The sequence below is a fragment of the Bradyrhizobium sp. USDA 3364 genome (assembly GCF_054056355.1).
Window position 1 is genome coordinate 3642288 of sequence record NZ_JBSRYG010000002.1, and the last position, 24042, is coordinate 3666329.

At 65.7% G+C, this 24042-nt stretch carries 23 protein-coding genes and 1 pseudogene; 11 read left to right on the top strand and 13 right to left on the bottom strand.

The genetic code is table 11. The features are described 5' to 3' along the window. The first annotated feature begins 4 nt into the window (after positions 1-4). Positions 5-967 carry a sulfate ABC transporter permease subunit CysW gene (gene cysW / locus ACVILL_RS17135; RefSeq protein ID WP_456730122.1) on the top strand — a complete coding sequence of 321 codons (963 nt, stop codon included), beginning with the start codon at positions 5-7 and terminating at the stop codon, positions 965-967. Continuing rightward, positions 957-2006 (top strand): sulfate/molybdate ABC transporter ATP-binding protein, encoded by a 1050-nt coding sequence (locus ACVILL_RS17140; protein ID WP_456730123.1) that lies wholly within the window; start codon positions 957-959, stop codon positions 2004-2006. Before cysW ends, ACVILL_RS17140 begins: the two co-directional genes overlap by 11 nt. A 58-nt stretch (positions 2007-2064) precedes the next feature. On the opposite strand, the gene ACVILL_RS17145 is transcribed toward ACVILL_RS17140, so the two are convergent. Further along, positions 2065-2535: a YybH family protein gene (locus ACVILL_RS17145; RefSeq protein ID WP_456730124.1), complete on the bottom strand. Its 471-nt coding sequence runs from the start codon at positions 2533-2535 to the stop codon at positions 2065-2067. Positions 2536-2734: 199 nt separating this feature from the next. Here ACVILL_RS17145 and ACVILL_RS17150 point away from each other — a divergent pair. From ACVILL_RS17150 to ACVILL_RS17160, 3 genes and pseudogenes are all read left to right on the top strand, one after another. Beyond that, positions 2735-3233 (top strand): annotated as a pseudogene (locus tag ACVILL_RS17150) (CAP domain-containing protein). A 195-nt stretch (positions 3234-3428) separates the two neighbouring features. Continuing rightward, complete coding sequence (locus ACVILL_RS17155; protein WP_456730125.1) at positions 3429-4613, top strand: DUF3734 domain-containing protein; 1185 nt, start codon at positions 3429-3431, stop codon at positions 4611-4613. 12 nt (positions 4614-4625) lie between these two features. Further along, entirely contained in the window at positions 4626-5414 is a 789-nt protein-coding gene (locus ACVILL_RS17160; RefSeq protein ID WP_456730126.1) for a 3-hydroxybutyrate dehydrogenase, read from the top strand. Positions 5415-5496: 82 nt separating this feature from the next. Here ACVILL_RS17160 and ACVILL_RS17165 read toward each other — a convergent pair whose 3' ends face one another. Together ACVILL_RS17165 and ACVILL_RS17170 are read right to left on the bottom strand one after the other, a co-directional pair. After that, the gene (locus ACVILL_RS17165; protein WP_456734283.1) at positions 5497-6879 is read right to left on the bottom strand and encodes an oligosaccharide flippase family protein; all 1383 of its coding nucleotides are present in this window, start codon (positions 6877-6879) and stop codon (positions 5497-5499) included. A 128-nt stretch (positions 6880-7007) separates the two neighbouring features. Continuing rightward, a complete protein-coding gene (locus ACVILL_RS17170; protein ID WP_456730127.1) occupies positions 7008-7847 on the bottom strand; it encodes a protein-disulfide reductase DsbD domain-containing protein in 840 nt (279 codons plus the stop codon). Positions 7848-7983: 136 nt separating this feature from the next. Here ACVILL_RS17170 and ACVILL_RS17175 point away from each other — a divergent pair, with 136 nt between their 5' ends. After that, positions 7984-8643, top strand: a complete 660-nt coding sequence (locus ACVILL_RS17175) for a YqgE/AlgH family protein (protein ID WP_456730128.1) — start codon at positions 7984-7986, stop codon at positions 8641-8643. 171 nt (positions 8644-8814) lie between these two features. Here the strand turns inward: ACVILL_RS17175 and ACVILL_RS17180 are convergent, their stop codons facing one another. Then, entirely contained in the window at positions 8815-9702 is an 888-nt protein-coding gene (locus tag ACVILL_RS17180; RefSeq protein WP_456730129.1) for a TauD/TfdA dioxygenase family protein, read from the bottom strand. Positions 9703-9875: 173 nt separating this feature from the next. Next, positions 9876-10655, bottom strand: coding sequence for an SDR family NAD(P)-dependent oxidoreductase (locus ACVILL_RS17185; RefSeq protein WP_456730130.1), 780 nt, complete (start codon positions 10653-10655; stop codon positions 9876-9878). Between the two features lie 178 nt (positions 10656-10833). On the opposite strand from ACVILL_RS17185, the gene ACVILL_RS17190 reads away from it, so the two are divergent. Further along, the gene (locus ACVILL_RS17190) at positions 10834-11568 is read left to right on the top strand and encodes an SDR family NAD(P)-dependent oxidoreductase (RefSeq protein ID WP_456730131.1); all 735 of its coding nucleotides are present in this window, start codon (positions 10834-10836) and stop codon (positions 11566-11568) included. Between the two features lie 59 nt (positions 11569-11627). Next, positions 11628-12005 (top strand): CsbD family protein, encoded by a 378-nt coding sequence (locus tag ACVILL_RS17195; protein ID WP_456730132.1) that lies wholly within the window; start codon positions 11628-11630, stop codon positions 12003-12005. A 184-nt stretch (positions 12006-12189) separates the two neighbouring features. On the opposite strand, the gene ACVILL_RS17200 is transcribed toward ACVILL_RS17195, so the two are convergent. The 3 genes from ACVILL_RS17200 to ACVILL_RS17210 all read right to left on the bottom strand — a co-directional run bounded on the left by ACVILL_RS17200 (position 12190) and on the right by ACVILL_RS17210 (position 16033). Next, positions 12190-13920 (bottom strand): SGNH/GDSL hydrolase family protein, encoded by a 1731-nt coding sequence (locus ACVILL_RS17200; RefSeq protein WP_456730133.1) that lies wholly within the window; start codon positions 13918-13920, stop codon positions 12190-12192. 178 nt (positions 13921-14098) lie between these two features. Continuing rightward, positions 14099-15481, bottom strand: a complete 1383-nt coding sequence (locus tag ACVILL_RS17205; RefSeq protein ID WP_456730134.1) for a lytic murein transglycosylase — start codon at positions 15479-15481, stop codon at positions 14099-14101. A gap of 132 nt (positions 15482-15613) precedes the next feature. Beyond that, positions 15614-16033, bottom strand: coding sequence for a MerR family transcriptional regulator (locus ACVILL_RS17210; protein ID WP_456730135.1), 420 nt, complete (start codon positions 16031-16033; stop codon positions 15614-15616). A 78-nt stretch (positions 16034-16111) separates the two neighbouring features. On the opposite strand from ACVILL_RS17210, the gene ACVILL_RS17215 reads away from it, so the two are divergent. Both ACVILL_RS17215 and galU read left to right on the top strand, forming a co-directional pair. Continuing rightward, positions 16112-17413, top strand: a complete 1302-nt coding sequence (locus tag ACVILL_RS17215; protein WP_456730136.1) for an NADH:flavin oxidoreductase/NADH oxidase family protein — start codon at positions 16112-16114, stop codon at positions 17411-17413. A 151-nt stretch (positions 17414-17564) separates the two neighbouring features. Beyond that, positions 17565-18440, top strand: a complete 876-nt coding sequence (gene galU / locus ACVILL_RS17220; RefSeq protein ID WP_456730137.1) for a UTP--glucose-1-phosphate uridylyltransferase GalU — start codon at positions 17565-17567, stop codon at positions 18438-18440. A 287-nt stretch (positions 18441-18727) separates the two neighbouring features. On the opposite strand, the gene ACVILL_RS17225 is transcribed toward galU, so the two are convergent. After that, positions 18728-19684: a LysR substrate-binding domain-containing protein gene (locus ACVILL_RS17225; protein ID WP_456730138.1), complete on the bottom strand. Its 957-nt coding sequence runs from the start codon at positions 19682-19684 to the stop codon at positions 18728-18730. A gap of 118 nt (positions 19685-19802) precedes the next feature. Between ACVILL_RS17225 and katG the strand changes: the two genes are divergently transcribed. After that, on the top strand, positions 19803-21968 hold the full coding sequence (gene katG / locus ACVILL_RS17230) for a catalase/peroxidase HPI (RefSeq protein WP_456730139.1): 2166 nt from the start codon (positions 19803-19805) through the stop codon (positions 21966-21968). Between the two features lie 100 nt (positions 21969-22068). Here the strand turns inward: katG and ACVILL_RS17235 are convergent, their stop codons facing one another. The 4 genes from ACVILL_RS17235 to ACVILL_RS17250 are packed head-to-tail and all read right to left on the bottom strand — an operon-like array spanning position 22069 to position 24033. Beyond that, positions 22069-22269, bottom strand: coding sequence for a hypothetical protein (locus ACVILL_RS17235; protein WP_456730140.1), 201 nt, complete (start codon positions 22267-22269; stop codon positions 22069-22071). A gap of 13 nt (positions 22270-22282) precedes the next feature. Continuing rightward, positions 22283-22540, bottom strand: a complete 258-nt coding sequence (locus ACVILL_RS17240) for a hypothetical protein (protein ID WP_456730141.1) — start codon at positions 22538-22540, stop codon at positions 22283-22285. A 21-nt stretch (positions 22541-22561) separates the two neighbouring features. Next, a complete protein-coding gene (locus tag ACVILL_RS17245; protein WP_456730142.1) occupies positions 22562-23581 on the bottom strand; it encodes an aldo/keto reductase in 1020 nt (339 codons plus the stop codon). Between the two features lie 26 nt (positions 23582-23607). Further along, positions 23608-24033, bottom strand: a complete 426-nt coding sequence (locus tag ACVILL_RS17250; protein ID WP_456730143.1) for a PaaI family thioesterase — start codon at positions 24031-24033, stop codon at positions 23608-23610. Positions 24034-24042 lie beyond the last annotated feature (9 nt).

Sequence of the window (24042 nt, forward strand, 5' to 3'; positions counted from 1 at the left end):
TGTGATGTCGATGCAGACGGGATTGGTGACTTCGACGACGCAGCTGCGGACCTATGCGCCCGCGACCGATGTCAGCGTTGCGGCGCCGGCGCCGCGGCTCGAGATCGCGCGCGCAGAGCCCGGCACGGCGCAGCGCAATGTGCGCACCGAGCCGGGCCCGATCCGCTTCATCATCATTGCGCTCGCGATCACCTTCCTCAGCGTGTTCGTGGTGCTGCCGCTGGTCGTGGTGTTCGCGTCGGCCTTCTCGAAGGGCGTCGGTGCCTATTTTGCCGCGCTGGCCGAGCCCGAGGCGCTGGCCGCGATCAGGCTGACGCTCCTGATCGCCGCGATCTCGGTCACGCTCAATCTCGTGTTCGGCGTGCTCGCGGCCTGGGCGATCTCGAAGTTCGAGTTCACCGGCAAGACCTTCCTGATCACGCTGATCGACCTGCCGTTCTCGGTCTCGCCGGTGATCTCGGGACTGGTCTTCGTGCTGCTGTTCGGAGCGCAGGGCTATTTCGGGCCGTGGCTGCAGGCGCACAACGTCCACATCCTGTTCGCGGTGCCCGGCATCGCGCTGGCGACGATCTTCGTCACCTTCCCGTTCGTGGCGCGGGCGCTGATCCCGCTCATGCAGGAGCAGGGCACCCAGGAAGAGGAGGCGGCGATCTCGCTCGGCGCCTCCGGCCTGCAAACCTTCTTCCGCGTCACGCTGCCCAACATCAAATGGGGCCTGCTCTACGGCGTCCTGCTCTGCAATGCGCGTGCGATGGGCGAGTTCGGCGCGGTGTCCGTGGTCTCCGGCCACATCCGCGGCGAGACCAACACGATGCCGCTGCTGGTCGAGATTCTCTACAACGAATATCAGTTCGTCGCGTCGTTCGCGATCGCGTCGCTGCTGGCGATGCTGGCGCTGATCACGCTGGTGGCGAAGACTGTGCTCGAGCGTCGGCTCGACGAGGCAGAGGTGGGCGATGGCGATTGAAGTCAAGAATATCGTAAAGACGTTCGGCAGCTTTGCCGCGCTCGACAATGTCGATCTCAAGGTCGCCGACGGCGAGCTCTTGGCGCTGCTCGGCCCGTCCGGCTCCGGCAAGACCACGCTGCTGCGGATCATCGCGGGGCTCGACTGGCCCGACTCCGGCGAGGTCGCGATCGACGGCGAGAATGCGCTGTCGCGCGGCGCCAGCGAGCGTCAGGTCGGCTTCGTGTTCCAGCACTATGCGCTGTTCCGCCACATGACGGTGTTCGAGAACGTCGCCTTCGGCCTGCGCGTGCAGCCGCGCGCGATCCGCAAGGACGAGGCGACGATCCGCGCCCGCGTCAAGAACCTGCTCGATCTGGTGCAGCTCGATTGGCTCGCCAACCGCTATCCGAGTCAGTTGTCCGGCGGCCAGCGGCAGCGCATCGCGCTGGCGCGTGCGCTGGCGATCGAGCCGCGGATCCTGCTGCTCGACGAGCCGTTCGGCGCGCTCGATGCCAAGGTGCGCAAGGAGCTGCGGCAATGGCTGCGCTCGCTGCACAACGAGATCCACGTCACCTCGATCTTCGTCACCCACGACCAGGAGGAGGCGCTCGAAGTCGCCAACCGCGTCGTCGTGATGGACAAGGGCAGGATCGAGCAGATCGGCTCGCCCGGGGAGGTCTACGACAATCCGGCGACCGCCTTCGTGCACGGCTTCATCGGCGAATCCATCGTTCTGCCGGTCGATGTCGCCGGCGACGCGGTGCGGCTGGACGGCCGCCCGCTGAACATTCCGGCTTTGGGCGCGGCGTCCGGCGCCGCAAAACTGTTCGTCCGCCGCCACGACATGGCGGTCGGCCCGGCCGGAACCGGCGCGTTGGAAGGCGCCATCCGGCATGTCCGCTCGTTCGGTCCGATCCAGCGTGCCGAGGTGGCGCTGTCGGGCGGCGAGGGCAAGACCGTGATCGAGATCGACGCTCCCCGCGACCGCGAGCTGCAGGCCGGCGAAATCGTCTCGCTGCAACCCCGCCGCTATCGGATCTTTGCGGAGCAGGGTTAGCTCCTGTAGCCCGGATGAAGCGCAGCGAAATCCGGGCTACGCATGCTCAAACCTTCCCCTAACGCGCCTTGACCGGCCGGTTGCCGTGGCTGTCCTGCGGCACGCCACGTTGCAGCGACATGTGGGAGTGAATGCCGAGCCAGCGTCCGTCGGCCTGACGCGCGAGGATGATGGTCGCCCGTCCCGGCCGATCGAAGCGGCTGCCGTCCGCATGGAAGCCGGTGCTGGTCCACGGCGTGATCACGGTCGCCATGTTGCCGTCGGCGCTCGCCAGCACCACCGTGTTGTCGAGGTCGAAGGCGAAATCCGCCGTGCGCGGCCAGACATTGTCCCATTGCTTCTCGGTCCAGCGCGTGCGGCCGCGGATGAGTTCCTGGTAGGTGCCGAAGGAGATGATGTCGGAATGCCAGAACGGGCGGGCGGCGGCATAGTCCACCGCCCTGACGCAGGCGGCGAACCGCTCGAGCCAATCGAAGATCGAGCGAGTCGTGGTCGAATCGGCGATCGGCAGGGCGGTTTCCTGGCTCATGACCTTCCTCAACCCGACGGTTAGGTTGGACCGACCGAGCCAGAAACGCGCAATGGTGTCAATGGGATGGCCGAAGCCCGCGCTCTGCTTCGCAATATCCGGCAATGGCGGCATTTGGCGGCCAAAAGTTAGCCGCCGTTCACCATTCAGCCACGGTTGGTATGCAACAACGGCGGGCCAACTTTGGGGGTTCTCACTCGTGAAACGAACGACGGTCGCCCTGTTCGGGCTTCTGGTGCTTGCCGGCTGCGGCACGGACACCAAAATCCCGGAAGAACCGGCCATGTATCTCAACATGGCGCAGCCCGGTGCCGTGCTGAATAGCCAGGCCGCCGCGATCATGTTTTCGCAGTACCGCCAGAACAACGGCCTTGGCACCGTCGTGGTGGATCCCGATCTGACCAAGCTCGCCGAGCAGCAGTCGCAGGCGATGGCCGCCCGCAACAAGATGGATCACGACGTGAAGGCCCCGCTCGGCAAGCGGCTCGAGGCCGGCGGTTATCCCGCGACGGTGGCGGTCGAGAACATCTCTGCCGGCTACCACACGCTGGCGGAAGCCTTTTCGGGGTGGCGCGATTCGCCGCCGCACAAGGCCAACATGCTCAAGAGCGGTGTCACAAAAATGGGCATCGCCGCCCGTCTATGCTCCCAACACCAAGTACAAGGTGTTCTGGACGCTCATTCTGGCGGCAACCTGATTTCGATAAATTCCGCGTGATCCAATCCCCCATCTCCCAGATTGACGGCGCGGCGAACAGCCGCCACCGTACTGCTGCGAGAGCATGATCGGAAAAGCGGACGCCGCTTTTGGCAAAGACCGTGCTCGCCAATGAGGTTGGATCGGGATGCGATTGCGTCACGATCAGTGTTGGTTTCGAACCGAACGGTCACGAATGGATACTTCGGATTCCGCGCCGGCCTCGACGCCCGCGCAAGCGCAGCGGGTGCTGGTCCTCCAGGGCGGCGGTGCGCTCGGCTCCTATCAGGCCGGCGCCTTCCAGGCGCTCTGTCACGCAGGCTTCGAGCCGGAATGGATCGCCGGCATCTCGATCGGCGCCATCAATGCCGCGATCATTGCCGGCAACGAGCCGGCCGAGCGCGTGCCGCGGCTGAAGGAATTCTGGGAGATGGTGTCGGCGCCGGTGCCGTGGAATCCGGTCTCGAAACATGAGCGCGCCCGCTCGCTGTTCAACGAGACCTCTGCCGCGATCATCGCGACCTTCGGCGTGCCCGGCTTCTTCACGCCGCGGATCCCGCCGGCGCCGCTGTGGCCGCCCGGCAGCTCGCAATCGCTGAGCTATTACGACACCGCGCCCCTGAAGAGGACGCTGGAGCGGCTGGTCGATTTCGACCGCATCAACGATCTGAAGACGCGGCTGTCGGTCGGCGCGGTCAGCGTCACCTCGGGTAATTTCTGCTATTTCGACAATTACGAGTTCAAGAAGCGCGGCAAGACAATCGGTCCCGAGCACATCATGGCTTCCGGCGCCTTGCCGCCGGGCTTTCCGGCCGTCGTGATCGAGGGCGAGCACTATTGGGACGGCGGCATCGCCTCGAACACGCCGCTCGATTTCGTGCTCGATGAGGAGACCAGCCGCGATCTCCTGATCTTCCAGGTCGACCTGTTCAGCGCGCGCGGACCGCTGCCGGAAACGCTGCTGGAAGCCGCCGAGCGCGAAAAGGACATCCGTTTTTCCAGCCGGACCCGGATGAACACCGACAAGAACAGGCAGATCCACAACGCCCGCATGGCGGTGCGCGACCTGATCGGCAAGCTGCCCGATTACCTGAAGAACGATCCGTCGGTCGAACTGCTCCGCAAGGCGTCCAAGGAGAACACCGTCACGGTGGTTCACCTGATCTACAAGAGCAAGAACTACGAGACTTCGTCGAAGGACTACGACTTCTCCCATGTTGCGATGGTCGAGCACTGGGGCGCGGGCGTCCGCGACGTGCATTTGTCGATGCGTCACAAAGAATGGCTAGAACGGCCTCAGTCCGGGGAAACCATGGTGACTTACGACCTGACGGGGGACGAACCCAAGGCCCCTGAAACGAAGCCCCCCGCAAGCACATAGGAGCGACCGATAATGGGTACGTTGACAGGCAAGACCGCCGTTGTGACCGGCTCGACCAGCGGCATCGGATTGGCGTATGCGCGCGCCTTCGCAGGCGCTGGCGCCAATATCGTCCTCAACGGCATGGGCGTTCCGGCCGACATCGAGAAGGAACGCTCCGGCATCGAGACCGATTTCAAGGTCAAGGCGGTGCATTCGCCGGCCGACATGACCAAGCCGGCCGAGATCGCCGACATGATCGCGCTCGGAGAGAAGACCTTTGGTTCGGTCGATATCCTGGTCAACAATGCCGGCATCCAGTTCGTGTCGCCGATCGAGGAATTCCCGCCGGAGAAGTGGGAAGCGATCATCGCGATCAACCTGTCGTCGGCGTTCTACGGCATCCGCGCCGCGGTGCCCGGCATGAAGAAGCGCGGCTGGGGCCGCATCATCAACACCGCCTCGGCGCATTCGCTGGTCGCCTCGCCGTTCAAGTCGGCCTACGTCTCGGCCAAGCACGGCATCGCCGGCCTCACCAAGACCGCGGCGCTGGAGCTCGCGCAGTTCAAGATCACCTGCAACTGCATCTCGCCGGGCTATGTCTGGACGCCGCTGGTCGAGCACCAGATTCCGGAGACCATGAAGGCGCGCAATCTGACCAAGGAGCAGGTCATCAAGGACGTGCTGCTCGCAGCCCAGCCGACCAAGGAGTTCGTGACCTCGGAGCAGGTCGCAGCGCTCGCGCTGTTCCTGTGCGGCGACGATGCCGCGCAGATCACCGGCGCCAACCTCTCGATCGACGGCGGCTGGACCGCGGAGTAACTCCCGGCGAGATATGGCGGCAAAGAAGAAACCGGCCCTGATCGGATCAGGGCCGGCTTGCGCGAGCCGGTCCGGTGGAAAGCTACGGCGCTGGCCGCCGCTTCCCGAACGCAAGCACGTGCAGCCCGAGCCGCGAGCGCACCACGTAGAACAACAGGATCGTCTCGAAGATCAGTGACAGCGAGGTCGAGGCTGCGGCGCCCATGCCGCCGTAGTGCGGCACCAGCGTCATGCAGAGCCCGACATTCATCAGGAACGACACCGCGTAGGCGGTTGCGCAGATGCTCTGGTGGCCGAGCATGTTCAAGAGACGCTCGACCGGCCCAATCGCCGAGCGCACCACGAGGCCGATCGCGGCGACGAACATGATGCTGTAGCCGTCGACGAATTTCGGGCCGAACAGCCACAGCAGCGGCTTGCCGAACGCGAGCAGGGCGATGGTCGCGAGCAGCGACGGCCAGAACGTCCAGCTGATCGCATGCGCGACGTAGGCTGACAGCCGGTCCTTGTCGCCGAGCGCATTGTATTCGGCGAAGCGGTGTGCCGTGGTCGCCGCCATCGCGTAGTGCACGAACGACACCAGCGCCAGCGTCTTGACCACGGCGAAATAGATGCCGACCTCCTCGGAGGAGCGGAATTGCTGCAGCATCAGCACGTCGGTGTAGCCGAGCAGGAGATAGAAGCTCTCGACCAGCATGATCGGCAGCGAGATCTTAAACCAGCCCTTGACGTCGTAGGTCTTGTCGCCCGCCCCGACATGGGCTTTGAGGCGGCGGTTCAGCACGAACATCTGGCCGATCGCCGCGATGTAGACCGCCGCCGCGCTCGCGATCATCGCCGCCGTGGCGCCGAGATTGAGGCCGAGCGCCAGCGCGCCAGCAGTCAATGCGATGATCAGCCCCTGCCGCACGATGAACTGCGGCATCAGGCCGAGCTGCATCCAGTCATGCGCGCGCGAGATGCCGTCCTGGGTGTTGGCGACGACGAAAGGCGGCAAGGTCAGGCAGCCGATATAGAGCGGCACCACCGCGTTGGGGTCGATCCAGGGCGAGGCGAGGTGGATCACGCCCGCGAGCAGCAGCGCCACCGTGCTGGAGGTGGCAAGCACCACCCAGCGGCCGCCGGAGAGGAAGCCGCGCAACGCGGCGAGGTCGCCGCGCGTGCGATATTCCGGAATGATCTTCTGCGATGACGGCGCGATGCCGAAATCCATCGTGCTGCCGAGCAGCAGCACCCAGGTCCAGACATAGACATAGATGCCGTAGTCCGAACCGCTCATCCAGCGCGCCAGCAGGATCTGCGCGAGATAGGCGATGGCGGCGCTGACGACGCGGATGGCGAAGATCATGCCGGCGAGGCGCTTGGTGACCGACGCCTCCTTGGTGCCGCCGAGCAGTCGCGCGACGAGGTCCCGTACGCGCGCGAGCGGACCCGATGGCGCAGAGGTTGCGGATTGTGTCTGCATCACTGCCAAGGCGGAAAAGTCCTAAAGCACCGCAAGGGCGCCAATCGGCCCCGATCTATCAACGAAACGTTAAGATTGGGTTGGGTGACCGCTGTTCCCGTCGAGGACGACGATTGGAGAGGCGGGCGTCAGTTCAAATTGATATTGAATTCGTAGCTCTTCTCGCCGCCGACCAGGGTCAGCTTCAGCGCGGCGCCGTCCGCCTTGGCGCCCGGCGGCAGGCCGTCGAGCTCGAAGGTGAAGCGCTTCACGCCTGGCGGGGAGTGCTCGACGAGCTTGGGCACGGGGAGCGCCCAGTCGGGCGTCGGGCCCTCGACGAACAGGCTGAGGTCCTTGGTTTCGGGCGCGGCGACATCGACCAGCACGTTGTTCTTGCCGTCGCGTTTGACGTCGCGGATCGTGAACGGGGTAGGGTCGCCGATATTGGCGGGCTTCGGCACCGCATTGAGCGCTTCCGAGAGCGCGGCGTCCTCGGTCGAGGCGACGCTTGCGAAGGCGAGCTCGGCCTTGGCTTCCACCGGCACGCACAGCTTCTCGCACACCGCGTAACTGATGTCGGCGCGCAGCACCACTGGCTTGTCGGGATTCTTCGCGACGATGCGCAGCGGCAGCACCACCTGGTGCTTGTAGCCGAGCGAGATGCCGCCGGCGCCGTCGTCGAACTGGCGCGGCGCCGGCCACATCACCGTGACCGCATCGACATTATCCGACTTGGAGAAATCGAACCGCGGCGGCACGCCGGAATCGCCTGGCGTGCGCCAGTAGGTTTTCCAGCCGTCCTGCAACTGGAAGGCGATGCCGCCGAGCAGCACCGCGCCGCTGCGCGATCCCGCCAGCAACCGCACCGCGGAATGGGTGTCCTGCTGCCACGGCGAGGCGTCGTCGGCGCGAACCTGCGCTGCCGCAAATGCGACGGATAATATGGCGGCAACGCCGAATGCGGCCCGCAGGGGAACTGTGACGATCATGAGACGTCTTTACCTGCAACTTTCGGTGCAAACCATTGAATTGCTTGTGATGCATCGCCGCACTGCGGTCGATGGTTGATTGACAGAACGGCCACCCAATATCAGGATGCCAAATCAGCAGGAAAGGCCTTTGCGGATGCGCCCTGAAGGCAAAACAGGCAAGAGTCGCAAGACTGCCGTCGGCGGCAGCCCGGCCGTCGGTCCCCATGCCACCGACGATGGCTATCTCGACGGCCAGATGCTGATCGCGATGCCTGTCATGAACGACCCGCGGTTCGAGCGCTCCGTGATCTACATGTGTGCCCATTCGTCGGAGGGCGCGATGGGCATCATCGTCAATCGCCCGGCCGGCAGCATCGATTTTCCCGGCCTGCTGGTGCAGCTCGACATCATCGAGAAGTCGGACCAGATTCAGCTGCCCGAAAATGCCGAGATGATGAAGGTGATGAAGGGCGGCCCGGTCGACACCGGCCGCGGCTTCGTGCTGCACTCCAGCGACTTCTACATTCAGGACGCGACGCTGAACATCGACGACGGCATCTCGCTGACCGCGACCGTTGATATCCTGAAGGCGATCGCCAAGGGCGCCGGGCCCAAGCACGCGATCCTCGCGCTCGGCTATGCCGGCTGGGCGCCGGGCCAGCTCGAGAACGAGATCCAGCACAATGGCTGGCTGCACTGCGACGCCGATCCGGAATTGATCTTCGGCACCGATGTCGACGAGAAATACGCCCGCGCTTTGCGCAAGATCGGCATCGAGGCCGGCATGCTGTCGAACGACGCCGGCCACGCGTAGCTGGCCGCGCTATCTCCCCAACGTCGTCCCGGCGAAAGCCGGGACTCATAACCACCGAATCTAGATGTGTAATCGCGCTGGGGCCACAGCGTCGCGCAACTACCGCGCCCTGTGGTTATGGGTCCCGGGTCGCGCTTGCGCTTGCCCGGGACGACGGCTGTTTTTGCGGCGCTACTCCGCCGCTTCCTGCGCCACCGTCGGTTGGGTGCCGGCCACCGTGGCGCGGCGCATGTCGCGGGGCTGCGACTGGTCATAGCGGCGGACGCGGTGCACGGTCTGGCGGTTGTCCCACATCACGAGGTCATGCACCGTCCATTTGTGCACATAGACGAACTCCGGCTGCGTCGCGTGCTCGGTGAGGTCGCGCAGCAGCAGCCGCGCCTCCGGCATGCTCATGCCCCTGATGGCGCCGGCATGCGACGACAGATACAGCGACTTGCGGCCGTGCCCGGGATGCGTGCGCACCAGGCGCTGCAGCACCGGCTTGAACATCTGCTTCTCTTCCTCGGTGTAGTCGAGGAAGCCGAGCGAGCCGCGCGAATACATCAGCGAGTGCTCGCAGATCATGTCCTCGATCTCGGCCTTGGTTTCGTCGTCGAGCGCGTCATAGGCGGCGCGCATGTCGGCGAACTCGGTGTTGCCGCCCGTCGGGTTCACCACGCGCGCCGACAGCAGCGAGAATTTCGCCGGGATCGGCCGGAACGAGCTGTCGGAATGCCACAGGCAGTTGCCGAGATTGAACAGATGGGTGCGGTGATCCTTCGGCAGCGGCTTGCCGTCCTTGCCGAGATTGCCGACATCGTTGAGCCCCGAGGAGAGGCGATAGTCCTCCTTCTTGGTCACCGTGCCGCCGCGCGAGGTTTCCCGCTCGCCGAAATTCAGCGCGAACGCCATCTGCTGTTCGTCTGATATTTGCTGGCCGTGGAAGACGAGCACGGCGTATTTGTCCATGCCGGCCTCGATGTCGATTGCTTCCTGCTTCGTCAGCGGCTTGCGCAGATCGACGCCGGAGACTTCGCCGACGAAATGCTTGTGAAGCTGCCGGATCAGGACGGTCATGGCGCGTATCTCCCCGTGCTTTGCGGGCGGTTTTCCCGCTTCGTTTGACCCGAAGGCTACTCCCGAGACGCGCGCTGTCAACGCACGGTACGACATGCAGGGTTGCGCAGACTCGTGTCCCGGACGCGGTGCAGCGTCTCTCTTGACGGTGCACCGCAGAGCCGGGGAACGTATCAAGCGTTTCTGGCCATCAACCCGCCGTCGACGGGAATCACGGCGCCGGTCAGGAAGGATGCGGCGGGCAGGCACAGGCTCAGCGTCATGTGCGCGACCTCTTCCGGATCGCCGTAGCGCGCGAGTGCGGTGCGGCGCTTGGCGTAGAGCGTCTTGTGCTCCTCGGAGATGCGGTCGGTGATCGCGGTGCGGATCGGACCAGGGCAGATGCAGTTCACGGTGATGCCTTCGCGCCCCAGTTCCACCGCGAGCGAGCGGGTCAGGCTGGTGACGCCGCCCTTTGCCGCGGAATAGGGGCTGTGCAGCGCGGTCGCGCCCAGCGCTTCGGTCGAGGCGATGTTGACGATGCGCGGCGATCGCGACTTGCGCAGGTACGGCAGTGCGGCGCGAATGACGCGCGGATGCGCCGTCAGCATGACAGCGATGCCCCTGGTCCATGCGTCCTCGTAACCGGGATCGTCGATCGGCACGCGCACCGAGATGCCGGCATTGTTGACGACGATGTCTAGCCCGCCGAAATGCGCGGCGACGTCGTTGACCACCTTGGTGATGGCATCGCGATCGGCAACGTCGAGCGTCCAGGCCTTTGCCGAGCCGCCGCCCGCCGAGATTTCTTTCGCCACCGTCTGCGTGCCCTCTTCGGTCAGGTCGGTGACCGCGACATTGGCGCCTTCATCGGCGAACACGCGCGCGGTGGCGCGGCCCATGCCGCTGGCCGCTCCCGTGACGAGAACGGTGAGGCCCTTCACCGAACGGCTGAGCTGCTTGTATTCGGACATGACGGACCTCCCGGTGATTTTTTGCGTTGTGAGACCGCAACGCTGGCACCGATCCAAAGACGCGTCAAACCGGCGATCGGATATCGGCGCGCGCGCAGCGCGTTAACGCAAGTTTCCCGGTTGGCTTTTCGAAAATGATCATGCTCAATCAAGAAAACAGTAACGAGAGAGGAACGCGATGAACGAGCTCGATTTCGGCGGCAAGCAGGTACTGGTGGTCGGCGGCTCCTCAGGCATCGGCAACGGCATTGCGCAGGCCTTCCGCGCCAAGGGCGCGCGCGTTGCCGTGTACGGCACCCGTGCGCAGGCCAGCGACTATTCCGCTGAAGAAGGCTCGCATCTCGACGGCCTGGCCTATGCGCAGCTCGACGTCAGCAATCCGCAGGCGATCGCAGACCTCTCGCCGTCGTTCGACCGGCTCGACGTGCTGGTGCTGGCGCAGGGCGCGGTGATTTACCGCCGCGGGGAATTCGAGATGGAAGGCTTCCGCAAGGTGCTCGAGGTCAATTTGATGAGCCTGATGGCCTGCGCCACCAAATTCCAGGCGATGCTGAGCGCAGCTAAGGGCTCGCTGATCATCGTGAGCTCGACCGCGGCCTATCATTCCACCATGGGCAATCCGGCCTACAACGCCTCGAAGACCGGCGCCGTCGGGCTGACGCGCACGCTGGGTGAGGCCTGGGCGGAGAACGGCATCCGCGTCAACGGCATCGCGCCCGGCCTCGTCGACACCAAGATGACCAAGGCGACGACGGCTAATCCGAAGCGGCTCGAAGGTGCACTCGAGCGCATTCCGCTGAAGCGTCTCGGCACGCCCGCCGACATGGCCGGCGCCGCGCTGTTCCTGGCATCGCCGCTCGCCTCCTATGTCGTCGGCCAGACCATCGTCGTCGATGGCGGGCTGATCCTGTAGCTCCAGGAACTTGCGCGAGGTTCCGCGGTTGGCTCCTTGACAATTCAGGGAGCGTCACGATGGACAAGGATCGGATTTTCGGAACGGCGAAGGAGTTTGCGGGCAAGGCGGAAGGTGCCGTCGGCGACGCGACCGGCGATGCGCAGACGCAGGCCTCGGGCCGCGTGCGCGAAGCCGCCGGCTCGATGCAGGATCTCTACGGCCAGGCCAAGGATGCCGCGCGCGACGCCGCCGACAGCGCGGTGAATTATGCCAAGGACGCCTATGAGCATCGCGGTGAAACCGTTCGCAGCGGACAAAAGGCGATGGCGCATGCGGTACAGGAGAATCCGCTGGGATCGCTCCTGATCGCCGGCGGCATCGGCTTTGCGCTCGCGCTGCTGATGACGCGCCAGCCGCGCCGCCCGCCGCCGTCACGCTGGCGCTATTACGGCTGAGCCCGTCAACACCACCGTCATTGCGAGGAGCGAAGCGACGAAGCAATCCATCTATCCGCCCGCGCGGATAGATGGATTGCTTCGCGGAGCCTGTCCTCCGGCGGCGCCTTGCGCCGACCGGGTGGCTCGCAATAACGTGGATGTAGCTTCGATGTAGCTTCGATGTAGCTTCGCTTGCGGCCGCCTACTGCCAGGGAGTCCCCGGCACCGCGGCTCTCTGCCCGACACCGCGCGGCGGACGCGGCGGGGCGACCAGCGGGCGCTGCTGCGGCGCGCCGAAACCGAACAGGTCGCGCAGCCAAGGCTGGATCTGCGGCTGTTGTGGCTGCGGCTGGGCCTGCGCCGGGCGGAACGCACGCCGCTGCGGCTTCGGCGCGGTGATGATCGAGCCGTCGGGCGCGATCGCCGTGGTCGAGGGCGGCGGGTTCGCGGGCGCGCCGGCCGGCGCGGTTGGCGTGGTCGCGGCCACCGGCACATCGCCCTTGGCCTGCTCGCGGCCGATCTCGCGGCGCGGCCAGGCGAAATCATCGGCGCGGCCGGCGGGCGGCGCCAGCGCCTCGCCCTTCACCAGCGTGCGCGCGGCGAGCGCATCGACGGCGGCAGGGCGCGAGCCCGGGCCACCGAGCAATTGATCGGTACCAACGGTGGAAGCGACCAGCGGCAGCACCGGGCCTGCCAGCGGCCGCGGCGCCGGCTTGCCGGGCTCGGCGCTGGTATCGGGCGTCGCCGGCTCGTTCGGCAGCGCGATCGGGCCGGAGCGCACCGCGAGCAGGCGCGTCACCTCGCGCTCGACATAGTGCGCGAGCTTGCGCGCGCCGGCCTTGGTGAAGAACACGCCGTCGTCGGTACGCAGCTTGCGCGGCTGGCCTTCGAAGTCCGGGCCCTTCTGCATGAAGCGGCCGGCTTCGTCGACGAAGCCGTCCCAGACGTCGACATAGGTGATGCCGGCCTTGCCGGCGCCGTCGCGATACAGCGCGTCGAGGAACAGCATGTCCGACGTGCCCTTCTGGCCGCGGATCGCCGGCAGGCCGACCCACAGCACCGGAACGCCCTTGCTCTTCAGCACGTTGATCAGCTCCTCGATCTTCTTGCCGTAGAGCTCGACCCAGCGGTCGTCGCGGAAGTCATAGACGCCGTTGGGCGAGCGTGCGGTCTTTTCCGGCGCAGCCTGCGTGTCGTTCTCGGCATCGTCGGCCGGCAATTCGGTATCGACAGGCTTGCCGTCAGTCTTGGCGGCGGCATCGGGCTTGTCGCCGGGTTTCTCTCCCGGCTTCTCGCCGGGCTTGGCGTCCGGCTTGCCGCGCGCGTCCTTCTTGTCCTTGTCGTCCTTCTTGTCGACCTTCTTCTCCGTGACCGGTTCGCGGATCGAGGTGCGATCGTTGAGGCCGAGCATCACGACGATGGCGTCGGGGTTCTCGTTGGCGAGAATGCCCTTCGCGGCCGCCGCCCAATCCGCCGGGTCGCCCTTCGGCTGATAGCGGATCAGGCCGGAGACCGTCTTGTGCTTGCGGATCACGCCCATGTCGGGCTGGTCGGAATAGGCATCTTCCAGGCCATAGGCGAGCCAGTCGGCCATGGCGTCGCCGATCACGAGCACATTGCGCTCGGCGGCGGCTTCATGTTTGGCCGGCGGCGGAGCGCGCGAGAAATCCTCGCGCGGCCGCTGCTGCGGCGCGGCCTGCGGCGCCTGCTGCTGGAACGGTGCGAAGAAATCGCCCCCGAACCAGCCGCCGCCGCCGCGCTGCGGCGGCGCGCGGCGCTGCGGCTGCGGTGGTCCGCCGCCGAAGCCGGGGAAGCCGAAGAACTGCGCCGAGGCGGGCTCGGCAATGCCGATCAACAGCGCGAGCGCCACCGCCAGCGCGACCAGCGGACCGGCTTCGGTGAACAGGCGCAGGAATGACTTCGGCTCTCGCATCGCGTTCGGTCGCAAATGATCTGGAAGTACGTGAGCATACTAGCGGAATCGGGCCGCAAGCGGGCAGCTTTTCCACCATAAATCGGGTGCCTCCGGCCGCCGTCAAGGCGCCGGGCAAATAGGCAAATATCGGATTTCACGGTTACTTTCGGGCCGCGATCCGGCGAAACCCGCTGCCCTACCGCCCCCTGAGCCGGTCCAGCACCTCGGAGGTGGCAAAACCGTCCGCCGGTGCGCCGATCGACACCTGGAAGCCGCGCAGGGCCTCGCGGGTCTGGCCGCCGAACTGGCCGTCCGGCGTGCCCTTGTAGAAGCCGCGCTGGGCCAGCAGCTGCTGCAGTTCCAGCCGTTCGGCGCGCGACAGCACCCGCTCCTGGCGCGGCCAGGGCTGCACGAAGGGCTGGGCACCGCGCAGCCGGTCCGCGAAATGGCCGATGGCGAGCGCGTAGGCTTCGGCCGGGTTGTACTTCATGATCACCCGGAAGTTCTGCAGCATCAGGAAGCCCGGACCCTCGGCGCCGGCCGGCGCCAGCAGATAGGCCTTGTCGGACGGGCGCGGGAACGGCTGGCCGTTCGGCCGCTTGAGGCCGAGATGCTCCCATTGCGACAGCGGCATCGCCTTGGCGCGGTCGGCCAGCATGTAGTTCAGGCCTTGCGGCAGCACGACCTCGTAGCCCCAGCTCGCACCGGCCTGCCAGCCGTCCTTCTTCAGGTTGTTGGCGGTCGAGGCGATCAGGTCGCTCGGATTGTCGACGACATCGCGACGGCCGTCGCCATCGCCATCGACGGCGTAGCGCTTGAACGCGGTCGGCATGAACTGGGTCGGGCCGAAGGCGCCGGCCCAGGAGCCGCGCATCTGCTCGGGTTTGAGATCGCCGCGGTTGAGGATTTCCAGCGCCGAAAGGAACTCGTCCTTGAAATAGGCCTGGCGGCGGCCGATGCAGGCGAGCGTCGCGGTCGACTGCACCACGCTGCGATCGCCCATCTGGGTCGAGTAGTTCGACTCGATGCCCCAGATTGCCGCGATGATGTAGCGATCGACGCGATAGGCCTTCTCGGTCGCGTCGAACTGCGGCTTGTATTTCGCGAGGATCTCGCGGCCCTTGGCGAGCCGCGCATCGCTGACGAGAATGTCGAGATAGTCCCAGATCGCCTTGGTGAATTCCGGCTGGGAATCCAAGAGATCCATGATGCGCAGATCGGGCTGCAGGTCCGCGGTGAAGCGCTCGAAATTCTGTTGGGTGATGTTGCGCCGCGCGGCATCGGGCCACATCCCGGCGATGCAGTTCGGGAAGTCGGACGCGGCCTGGCGGATCGCAGCCGCGGTCATCAGCGGATGGCCCGAGGCGCCGTCTTCCCCGCTCCAGGGCGGCGCCGCGGCGTCCTGCCCGGTTGCGGCCTGCGGCGGCGTCGCAGCGTTCGGTCCGGAAAAGATGCCGTCGATCAGGTTGGTCAGGCCGTTGCCCGCCGACTGAGCCTGCGTGCTGCCGGGCAGCAGCAGGGCCAGCGCGACAAGGCTCGCGCTGAAGAGCTTGGTCCGCGATGTTCCGGTCGAGCGCATTATCGTGTGCCTGTCAAAATCATGCCGTCTCAGAAGGCCCCGTCACGGTTTCCAATATCTTAACAATGGGCGGCATTTTGGCCGCGACGAAACCGCCCGTTGGTTTTGGCCGGGACAAATTGTCCGGCGCCATCAACCCGCTTTCGGCTGTTCCCTGAAGTCAGCCAAAATACCTTCGGCATTCTCAAAGCAGTCACCGCCCGGCGGCGAGGCTTCAATCCGGGCGATCACGGCCTCCAGCCCGGCCTGCGTTTCGGCCAGCCGGCGCCGCAAGGCTTCGACCTCGATCACCTTGGCCTTGAGCGCCGCCACCAGCGCGTCCCGGTTCCAATCGCCTTTGCCTTGCGGCGGCACCAGGTTCCGGATCTCGTCGAGTGAAAATCCGGCCTGCTGGGCCATCACGATGATCTCGAGAATCTGCCGGGTGCCCTGCGCATACTGCCGATAGCCGTTCAAACCGCGATCGATCGACCCGATCAGGCCCTGCCGCTCATAGAAGCGGATGCGTGAGGGCGCGAGGCCGGACTCCCGCGCCAGTTCCCCGATCTTCACCGCGGTGCTCCTCGCTGCCTTGACCTTAAAGTTAACTTTAAGGTTATGGTCCGCGCCGATCAACAAGGAAATTGGCTCATGTCGCCGTTCGATTCACTGACCCTGCCCAACGGAAGCAGCATTCCGAACCGCGTCGCCAAGGCGGCGATGGAAGAGAACATGGCTGACGCGGGGCATCTGCCCTCGGCCGAACTGCTGCGCCTCTATCAGGCCTGGGCCGACGGCGGCGCCGGCCTCATCATAACCGGCAATGTCATGATCGATCGCCGCGCCATGACCGGGCCCGGTGGCGTCGTGCTGGAGGACGGCACCGCGCTTGAGCCGTTCCGAAACTGGGCGCGCATCGGTCGCGCGAAGGGCGCGCAAATCTGGATGCAGCTCAATCATCCGGGCCGGCAGATGATGAAAAATCTGGGCCAGCAAACCCTGGCGCCGTCAGCGGTGCCGCTCGATCTCGGCAGGCATTCGAACCTGTTCGCACTGCCCAGGGCGATGACCGAGCACGACATCGGTGAGGTGATCGCGCGTTTCGTCAGCGCCGCGAGACTCAGCGCGCGGGCCGGCTTTTCCGGCGTGCAGATTCACGCGGCGCATGGCTATCTGCTCAGCCAATTCCTGTCGCCGTTGACCAACCAGCGCACCGACCGCTGGGGCGGGTCGCTGGAGAACCGGGCGCGTCTCCTGATCGAGACCGTCAAGGCCGTGCGCGCGGCGGTGTCGCCGGGCTTCTCCGTCGCGGTCAAATTGAACTCGGCCGATTTCCAGCGCGGCGGCTTCGATGCAGCCGATGCGAAGACCGTCGTCGAGATGTTGAACGCATTGTCGGTCGATCTGGTGGAATTGTCGGGCGGCAGCTACGAGGCGCCGGCGATGCAAGGCGTTGCGCGCGACGGCCGCACGCTGGCGCGCGAGGCCTATTTCCTCGACTTCGCGCGCGATATCGCGGCGGTCGCGAGCATGCCGGTGATGGTGACCGGCGGCATACGCCGCGCCGGCATCGTGCAACAGGTGCTCGACAGCGGCGTCGCCGTCGCCGGCATCGGCACCGCGCTCGCCATCAGGCCGGATCTGCCGAATGCCTGGCGCAGGGCTGAGGATCTGCGGCCAGAAGTCGCGCCGATCAACTGGAAGAGCAAGCCGCTGGCCTCGCTTGCCGCAATGGCGGTCGTGAAATTCCAGTTGCGGCGGCTGAGCCGGGGGCGCACCGCAAATCCGAACGTTTCGCCGCTGAGAGCGTTGTTGCTTGCCCAGCTGCGGACGGCGTCGCTCACCCGCAAGTATCGCCGCTGGATCGCGTCATCTGCTGCCGCGACCGCTGTCCCCGGCGGCGCGGCGGCCCCCGCACGCGCGAATTCGCGAGCGGTCGGGATGCCGCGGTAGGCCGAACGCTCGGGTTGCAAATGCCTGGGTGGAAAAGACGGGTTCGTGCGCATCACACATCCGCCTTTGTTCTCGGCTGCAAAAACGGTTACCAAGATGCGATTAAATATCGCGCCGCAGTCCCACCCGTTTCAAGGCTTCCGATAATCCCATGAAGATCCGCAAAGCCGTATTTCCCGTCGCCGGTCTCGGTACCCGCGTGCTGCCCGCCACCAAGGCGATGCCGAAGGAGATGTTGACGATCGTCGACAAGCCCCTGATCCAGTACGTGGTCGATGAGGCCAGGGAAGCCGGCATCGAGCATTTCGTGTTTGTCACCGGCCGCAACAAGGGCGTCATCGAGGATCACTTCGACCGCATGTTCGAGCTCGATACCACGCTCGCGCAACGCGGCAAGAAGACCGAGCAGGACATTCTGGCGCAGAACCAGCCGGAGGCCGGCGCGATGAGCTTCACCCGGCAGCAGGCGCCGCTCGGGCTCGGCCACGCGGTGTGGTGCGCGCGCGACATCGTCGGCAACGAGCCGTTTGCGGTGGTGCTGCCGGATGAGCTGGTGCTGAACACGCCGGGCTGTCTGAAGCAGATGATCGACGCGGCCAACAGGGTTGGCGGGAAGTCGAACCTGGTCGCGGTCGAGGCGGTCCCCGACGAGCTCACCCATCAATACGGCATTTGCAGCGTCGGCAAACGCACCGGCAACATCTTCGAGGTCGACGGCATGGTCGAGAAGCCACCGCAGGGCACCGCGCCGTCCAACCTCTCGATCACCGGCCGCTACATCCTGCAGCCGGAGATCTTCGACATCCTGGCCACGCAGGAGCGCGGCGCCGGCGGCGAGATCCAGCTCACCGACGCCATGATCGGGCTCTCGAAGACGCAGAAGTTCTACGGCGTCGAGTTCGAGGGCGAGCGCCACGACTGCGGCTCCAAGCCCGGCTTCCTCCGCGCCAACATCGCCTTCGGCCTCAAGCGCCCCGAACTGCGCGACGGCCTGATCGCCGAGATGAAGAAGTATCTGGAGAGGTGAGGGCGTCGTTCCGGGGCCGTGCCATGGGCGCCGGAACGACAAGCGGAGAGAGTCTTGTCCCACCCACGCTGTCGTGATGACACCGCGTGTTCGACCTCTTGAATCGACAACTGTCCTCATCGTCGTCCTGGCGAAGGCCGGGACCCATTACCCAACTGCGCATTGTTGCGCTTCGCTGGAGCCACGATCCCGTTCACAATCAAACGCGGTGGTTATGGGTCCTGGCCTTCGCCAGGACGACGGCTGTGGGTGGTGCGACATCTGGGTCAAATGCGCCGCAATCGCATTCACCCAACCTTCCTTCGCCCGGCGCGCTTCGCCGGCTCCTTCGCACCGTTCTCCTTCGGCGCGCGCAGTTCGCGGGCGGCGAGCGAGACCACTTCGGCGATCTGCTGGAGCTGCGAGGCGAGCGGAGAGGTCTTGCGCCAGACCATGCCGATGGTGCGCGAGGGCTGCGGGTGCTTGAAGCGTGAGACGGTGACCGGCGCCGAGCGCGTCTCCACCGTCACCGCCATCTCGGGGATCAGCGTGACGCCGATGCCGGCGCCGACCATCTGCACCAGCGTCGACAGCGAGCTCGCGTCCAGCACCTCGCGCGGCGGCGAGGACTGCATGTTGCAGAACGACAGCGCCTGGTCGCGGAAGCAGTGGCCTTCCTCGAGCAGCAACAGCCGCATCTCGCGCAGCATCTCGGCGCTCGGCACCGGCGTCTTCGCGTCCTCGCCCGGCCGCACCAAAAGGAAATTCTCCGAGAACAGCGCGACCTCGGTCAGCGACGATTCCGACACCGGCAGTGCCACGATCGCGGTGTCGAGCCGGCCCTCGGCGACCTCCTTGATCAGCTTCGGCGTCAGCGTCTCGCGGACATGGATGTCGAGCTCGGGATGCAGCCGCGCCAGCGTCTCGATCACCTTCGGCAGCAAATATGGCGCGATGGTCGGGATCATGCCGACGCGCAGCCGCCCGGCGAGCTTGTCGCGCGAGGCACGGGCGAAGTCGCCGAGTTCGTCGACCGAGCGCAGGATGTCGCGCACGCGGTGCAAGAGTTCCTCGCCGAAACCCGTCAGTGTGACCTGCCGCGCGCTGCGCTCGATCAGCACGCCGCCGACCGCCTGTTCCATCTCGCGGATCTGCATCGACAGCGCCGGCTGCGACACCGCGCAGGCATCCGCGGCGCGCCCGAAATGGCCGTGCCGCGCCAGCGCATCGAAATACCTCAGTTGCCGGAGTGTGACATTTATCATCAGATTATCTTATTGCCGCGATCATTAAAGTCAATTTCACCTGATGGATCGAGGCGCGTAGAATCATTCTTGGAAGAGCTCCAGCGCATTCCAGAATCCACCACCTCGGAGAAGAAACATGGACGCAAAAACCGACGAAGGCGCGGGCAAATGCCCATTCACGGCAGCCCCTCGCGGACACACGAATCGTGACTGGTGGCCGAAGTCGCTCGACGTTCAGGTCTTGCATCACAACTCCAGCCTGTCCGATCCGATGGGCAAGGAGTTCGACTACGCCAAGGAATTCAAGACCCTCGACCTCAACGCGGTCATCAAGGACCTGACGGCCCTGATGACGACGTCGCAGGAGTGGTGGCCGGCCGACTTCGGCCATTACGGCGGACTGATGATCCGCATGGCCTGGCACTCGGCGGGCACCTACCGCATCAGCGACGGCCGCGGCGGCGCCGGTGCCGGTCAGCAGCGTTTCGCCCCGCTCAACAGCTGGCCTGACAACGCCAACCTCGACAAGGCGCGCCGGCTGCTCTGGCCGATCAAGCAGAAATACGGCCGCAAGATCTCCTGGGCCGACCTGTATGTCCTCGCCGGCAACGTCGCGCTGGAATCGATGGGCTTCAAGACGTTCGGCTTTGCGGGTGGCCGCGCCGACGTGTGGGAGCCGGAAGAGCTGTACTGGGGTCCGGAAGGCACCTGGCTCGGCGATGAGCGTTACAGCGGCGAGCGTCAGCTCTCCGAACCGCTCGGCGCGGTGCAGATGGGCCTGATCTACGTCAATCCGGAAGGCCCGAACGGCAACCCGGACCCGGTCGCTGCCGCCAAGGACATCCGCGAGACGTTCTTCCGCATGGCGATGAACGACGAAGAGACCGTAGCCCTGATCGCCGGCGGCCACACCTTCGGCAAGACCCACGGCGCGGGTGATCCGTCGCTGATCGGGCCGGAGCCGGAAGGCGGCGCGCTCGAGGAGCAAGGCTTGGGGTGGAAGAGCAAGCACGGTACCGGCGTCGGCGCCGACGCGATCACCGGCGGCCCCGAGGTCACCTGGACCCAGACACCGACGAAGTGGAGCAACCACTTCTTCGACAACCTGTTCAAGTATGAATGGGAACTGACGAAGAGCCCCGCAGGTGCGAAGCAGTGGAAGGCGAAGGGCGCGGCGGCCGACATTCCGGACGCGTTCGACCCATCGAAGAAGCACGTCCCGACCATGCTGACCACTGACCTCTCGCTGCGCTTCGACCCGGCCTATGAGAAGATCTCGCGCCGGTTCTATGAGCATCCGGATCAGTTCGCGGACGCTTTCGCCCGCGCCTGGTTCAAGCTCACGCACCGCGATATGGGCCCGATCCAGCGCTACCTCGGCCCGCTGGTGCCGAAGGAGACGCTGATCTGGCAGGACCCGGTGCCGGCGCTCGATCACGCCGTGATCGACGACAAGGATATCGAGGCGCTCAAGGCGAAGATCCTCGCCTCGGGTCTCTCGGTGTCCGAACTGGTGTCGACCGCCTGGGCCTCGGCCTCGACGTTCCGCGGCTCCGACAAGCGCGGCGGTGCCAACGGCGCGCGCATCCGTCTCGCCCCGCAGAAGGACTGGGATGTCAACGAGCCGGCGCAGCTCAAGGGAGTGCTGTCCAAGCTCGAGGCCATCCAGAAGGAGTTCGGCAAGAAGGTCTCGCTCGCCGACCTGATCGTGCTCGGCGGCGCGGCGGCGATCGAGAAGGCGGCGAAGGACGGCGGCACCAATGTGAAGGTTCCGTTCACGCCCGGCCGTACCGATGCCTCGCAGGAGCAGACCGACGCCCACTCCTTTGCCCCGCTCGAGCCGCGGGCCGACGGCTTCCGCAACTATCTCAGCGGCAAGCCTCAGGTCATGCTGCCGGAGGAGGCGTTGGTGGATCGCGCGCAGCTGTTGCGGCTGACCGGACCGGAATTGACGGTTCTGGTCGGTGGTCTGCGTGTGCTCGGCGCCAACGCCAACAAGTCGAAGCACGGCGTCTTCACCGGCAAGCCGGGGACGCTGACCAATGACTTCTTCCTCAACCTGCTCGACATGGGCACGGTGTGGAGCGATGTCGGCGAGGGCGTCTATGAGGGCCGCGATCGCAAGACCAAGGCGGTGAAGTGGACCGGCACCCGCGTCGACCTGATCTTCGGCTCGCACTCGCAGCTGCGCGCGTTCGCCGAGGTCTACGGCGCGTCGGATGCCAAGGAGCAGTTCGTGAAGGACTTCGTCGCGGCCTGGGCCAAGGTCATGAACGCCGATCGCTTCGACCTCGCGAAGTAAGCGGCGGGTCGATTGCAAGCACGGCAGGGCGGCGCTTCGGCGCCGCCCTGTTTCATTTCGGGGATGCTGTTTTCAAGACGAAAGGCTTTCCGCGCTTTGCTCAGTCGTGCAGCTTCATGTCCCGGATCATCTCATCGAACTCCGCCTGCGACGGCGTCGCCAGCGAGGTCTGCGGCGCGCTGCCGGTTACGGTGGGCCCGTCACACTGCGAGGCGTCGTGCCGGGGCTCGAGGATTGCAGTCAGGCTCGCCCAGCACACGAAGAGAGCCACGATCCAGTCCAGTAAATTGGTTGCCGTCATTGCAGCACCAGCATCAGCATTGCCATGTGCCGATGGTGCAGCCGCCGCGCCGCTCGCGCAATTCGGAAGCTACGAAACGTAACTTCGGCGCAGCCGAGTGGGTTGTCCGTTCGAAGCGACTGCCAGACACCGTCATTGCGAGGAGCGTCAGCGACGAAGCAATCCATTTCTCCGCTTGCTGCACGATGGATTGCTTCGTGGAGCCTGTCATCCGGCGGCGCTTGCGCCGACCGGGTGGCTCGCAATGACGGCGGATGAAATTGAGCGCCAACCCCAAATTGTGGGGGTGCAGTTACAGCGGCCGTTCCGTGCGCGCTCGGCGTCCTTCGATCGGATACGCCGGATCGTTGAAGCCCGGCGTCGAGGGATGGCCGGTGACGACGAGGCGATCGATCAGGGCCTCGTCCTCGGCGGTGAAGCGATAATCGAGCGCGCGGATGTAGTCGTCCCATTGCGCTTCGGTGCGCGGGCCCGCGATCACGGCGCTGACGAACGACGAGTTGAGCACCCAGGACACCGCGAACTGCCCGGCGGTGATGCCGCGGCTCTCGGCGTGACGCTTGATCTGCTGTGCGAGCTGCAACGATTCCGGCCGCCACTCGGTCTGCATCATGCGCTTGTCGTTGCGCCCCGCACGCGTGTCCGCTCCCGGCGCCGCATCGGGCGCGTATTTGCCGGTCAGCACGCCGCGCGCCAGCGGGCTGTAGGGCACGATGCCGAGGCCGTAAAAGGCGCAGGCCGGGAAATGCTCGACCTCCGGCATCCGGTTCATCGCGTTGTAATAGGGCTGGCTCGCGACCGGGCGATCGATGCCGAGCCGATCGCAGATGTTGCAGATCTCGGCGACGCGCCAGGCGCGGTAGTTGGAGACGCCGAAATAGCGCACCTTGCCGGCGCGGATCAGGTCGCCCATCGCGCGCACCGTCTCGTCGAGCGGCGTCGTGTGGTCTTCCTTGTGCAGATAGTAGACGTCGATGTAGTCGGTGCCGAGCCGCTTCAGGCTCTCGTCGGCGGCCTGCAACACCCAGCGCCGCGACAGTCCGCCATGGTTGGGATCGTCGCCGATCGGATTGGCGAGCTTGGTCGCGAGCACCCAGTTCGACCGGCTGTTCGAGATCGCGCGGCCGACGACCTCCTCGGACTTGCCGCCATTATAGGCGTCGGCGCTGTCGATGAAGTTGATGCCGGCCTCGCGCGCCTTCGCCACGATCCGCGACGAGGTCGCTTCATCGGTCGGTCCGCCGAACATCATGGTGCCGAGGCAGATCGGCGAAACCTTCAGGCCGCTGCGGCCGAGCTGGCGATATTGCATCGATCGTTCCTCCGGAATGACGAGGGTCAGCTATCGTTCTTCAGGATCTTGAACACGCCGTTGGCCATCGCGATACAGCGCTTGTCCACCATCACCTCGGCGGTGATGAAGATCAGGCTGCGGGTCGAGCGCACCACGCGCGGCCGCGTCGTCAGGATCTCGCCGATCTTGCCGGCCTCGACGAAATGGGTGTCGAGCTGCACCGTCGCAAGCGTCGGCCGGCCCGAGACGAAGCGCGCGGCCATGCCGCAGGCGCGGTCGGCAAAGGTCATGATCACGCCGCCCTGCACGAGGCCGCGGCGATTGTGATGCTTGTGCTCGGTGATCAGCGCGAGCTCGAGCGCGCCGTCCTTCAGCCGTTCCCAGAGCGGGCCGATCAGCGTCAGGAAACCCGTGGTTTCGGCGACCTTCCAGCCGTCGGATTTGAGTTGGTCCGCGGCCTTGGCCGTCATGAGAGAAGG

Excerpts from the sequence above, each read along its gene's own strand:
- cysW (WP_456730122.1), top strand. The coding sequence starts at position 5 with ATGTCGATGCAGACGGGATTGGTGACTTCGACGACGCAGCTGCGGACC.
- ACVILL_RS17140 (WP_456730123.1), top strand. The coding sequence starts at position 957 with ATGGCGATTGAAGTCAAGAATATCGTAAAGACGTTCGGCAGCTTTGCC.
- ACVILL_RS17145 (WP_456730124.1), bottom strand. The coding sequence starts at position 2,535 with ATGAGCCAGGAAACCGCCCTGCCGATCGCCGATTCGACCACGACTCGC.
- ACVILL_RS17155 (WP_456730125.1), top strand. The coding sequence starts at position 3,429 with ATGGATACTTCGGATTCCGCGCCGGCCTCGACGCCCGCGCAAGCGCAG.
- ACVILL_RS17160 (WP_456730126.1), top strand. The coding sequence starts at position 4,626 with ATGGGTACGTTGACAGGCAAGACCGCCGTTGTGACCGGCTCGACCAGC.
- ACVILL_RS17165 (WP_456734283.1), bottom strand. The coding sequence starts at position 6,879 with ATGCAGACACAATCCGCAACCTCTGCGCCATCGGGTCCGCTCGCGCGC.
- ACVILL_RS17170 (WP_456730127.1), bottom strand. The coding sequence starts at position 7,847 with ATGATCGTCACAGTTCCCCTGCGGGCCGCATTCGGCGTTGCCGCCATA.
- ACVILL_RS17175 (WP_456730128.1), top strand. The coding sequence starts at position 7,984 with ATGCGCCCTGAAGGCAAAACAGGCAAGAGTCGCAAGACTGCCGTCGGC.
- ACVILL_RS17180 (WP_456730129.1), bottom strand. The coding sequence starts at position 9,702 with ATGACCGTCCTGATCCGGCAGCTTCACAAGCATTTCGTCGGCGAAGTC.
- ACVILL_RS17185 (WP_456730130.1), bottom strand. The coding sequence starts at position 10,655 with ATGTCCGAATACAAGCAGCTCAGCCGTTCGGTGAAGGGCCTCACCGTT.
- ACVILL_RS17190 (WP_456730131.1), top strand. The coding sequence starts at position 10,834 with ATGAACGAGCTCGATTTCGGCGGCAAGCAGGTACTGGTGGTCGGCGGC.
- ACVILL_RS17195 (WP_456730132.1), top strand. The coding sequence starts at position 11,628 with ATGGACAAGGATCGGATTTTCGGAACGGCGAAGGAGTTTGCGGGCAAG.
- ACVILL_RS17200 (WP_456730133.1), bottom strand. The coding sequence starts at position 13,920 with ATGCGAGAGCCGAAGTCATTCCTGCGCCTGTTCACCGAAGCCGGTCCG.
- ACVILL_RS17205 (WP_456730134.1), bottom strand. The coding sequence starts at position 15,481 with ATGCGCTCGACCGGAACATCGCGGACCAAGCTCTTCAGCGCGAGCCTT.
- ACVILL_RS17215 (WP_456730136.1), top strand. The coding sequence starts at position 16,112 with ATGTCGCCGTTCGATTCACTGACCCTGCCCAACGGAAGCAGCATTCCG.
- galU (WP_456730137.1), top strand. The coding sequence starts at position 17,565 with ATGAAGATCCGCAAAGCCGTATTTCCCGTCGCCGGTCTCGGTACCCGC.
- ACVILL_RS17225 (WP_456730138.1), bottom strand. The coding sequence starts at position 19,684 with ATGATAAATGTCACACTCCGGCAACTGAGGTATTTCGATGCGCTGGCG.
- katG (WP_456730139.1), top strand. The coding sequence starts at position 19,803 with ATGGACGCAAAAACCGACGAAGGCGCGGGCAAATGCCCATTCACGGCA.
- ACVILL_RS17235 (WP_456730140.1), bottom strand. The coding sequence starts at position 22,269 with ATGACGGCAACCAATTTACTGGACTGGATCGTGGCTCTCTTCGTGTGC.
- ACVILL_RS17245 (WP_456730142.1), bottom strand. The coding sequence starts at position 23,581 with ATGCAATATCGCCAGCTCGGCCGCAGCGGCCTGAAGGTTTCGCCGATC.
- ACVILL_RS17250 (WP_456730143.1), bottom strand. The coding sequence starts at position 24,033 with ATGACGGCCAAGGCCGCGGACCAACTCAAATCCGACGGCTGGAAGGTC.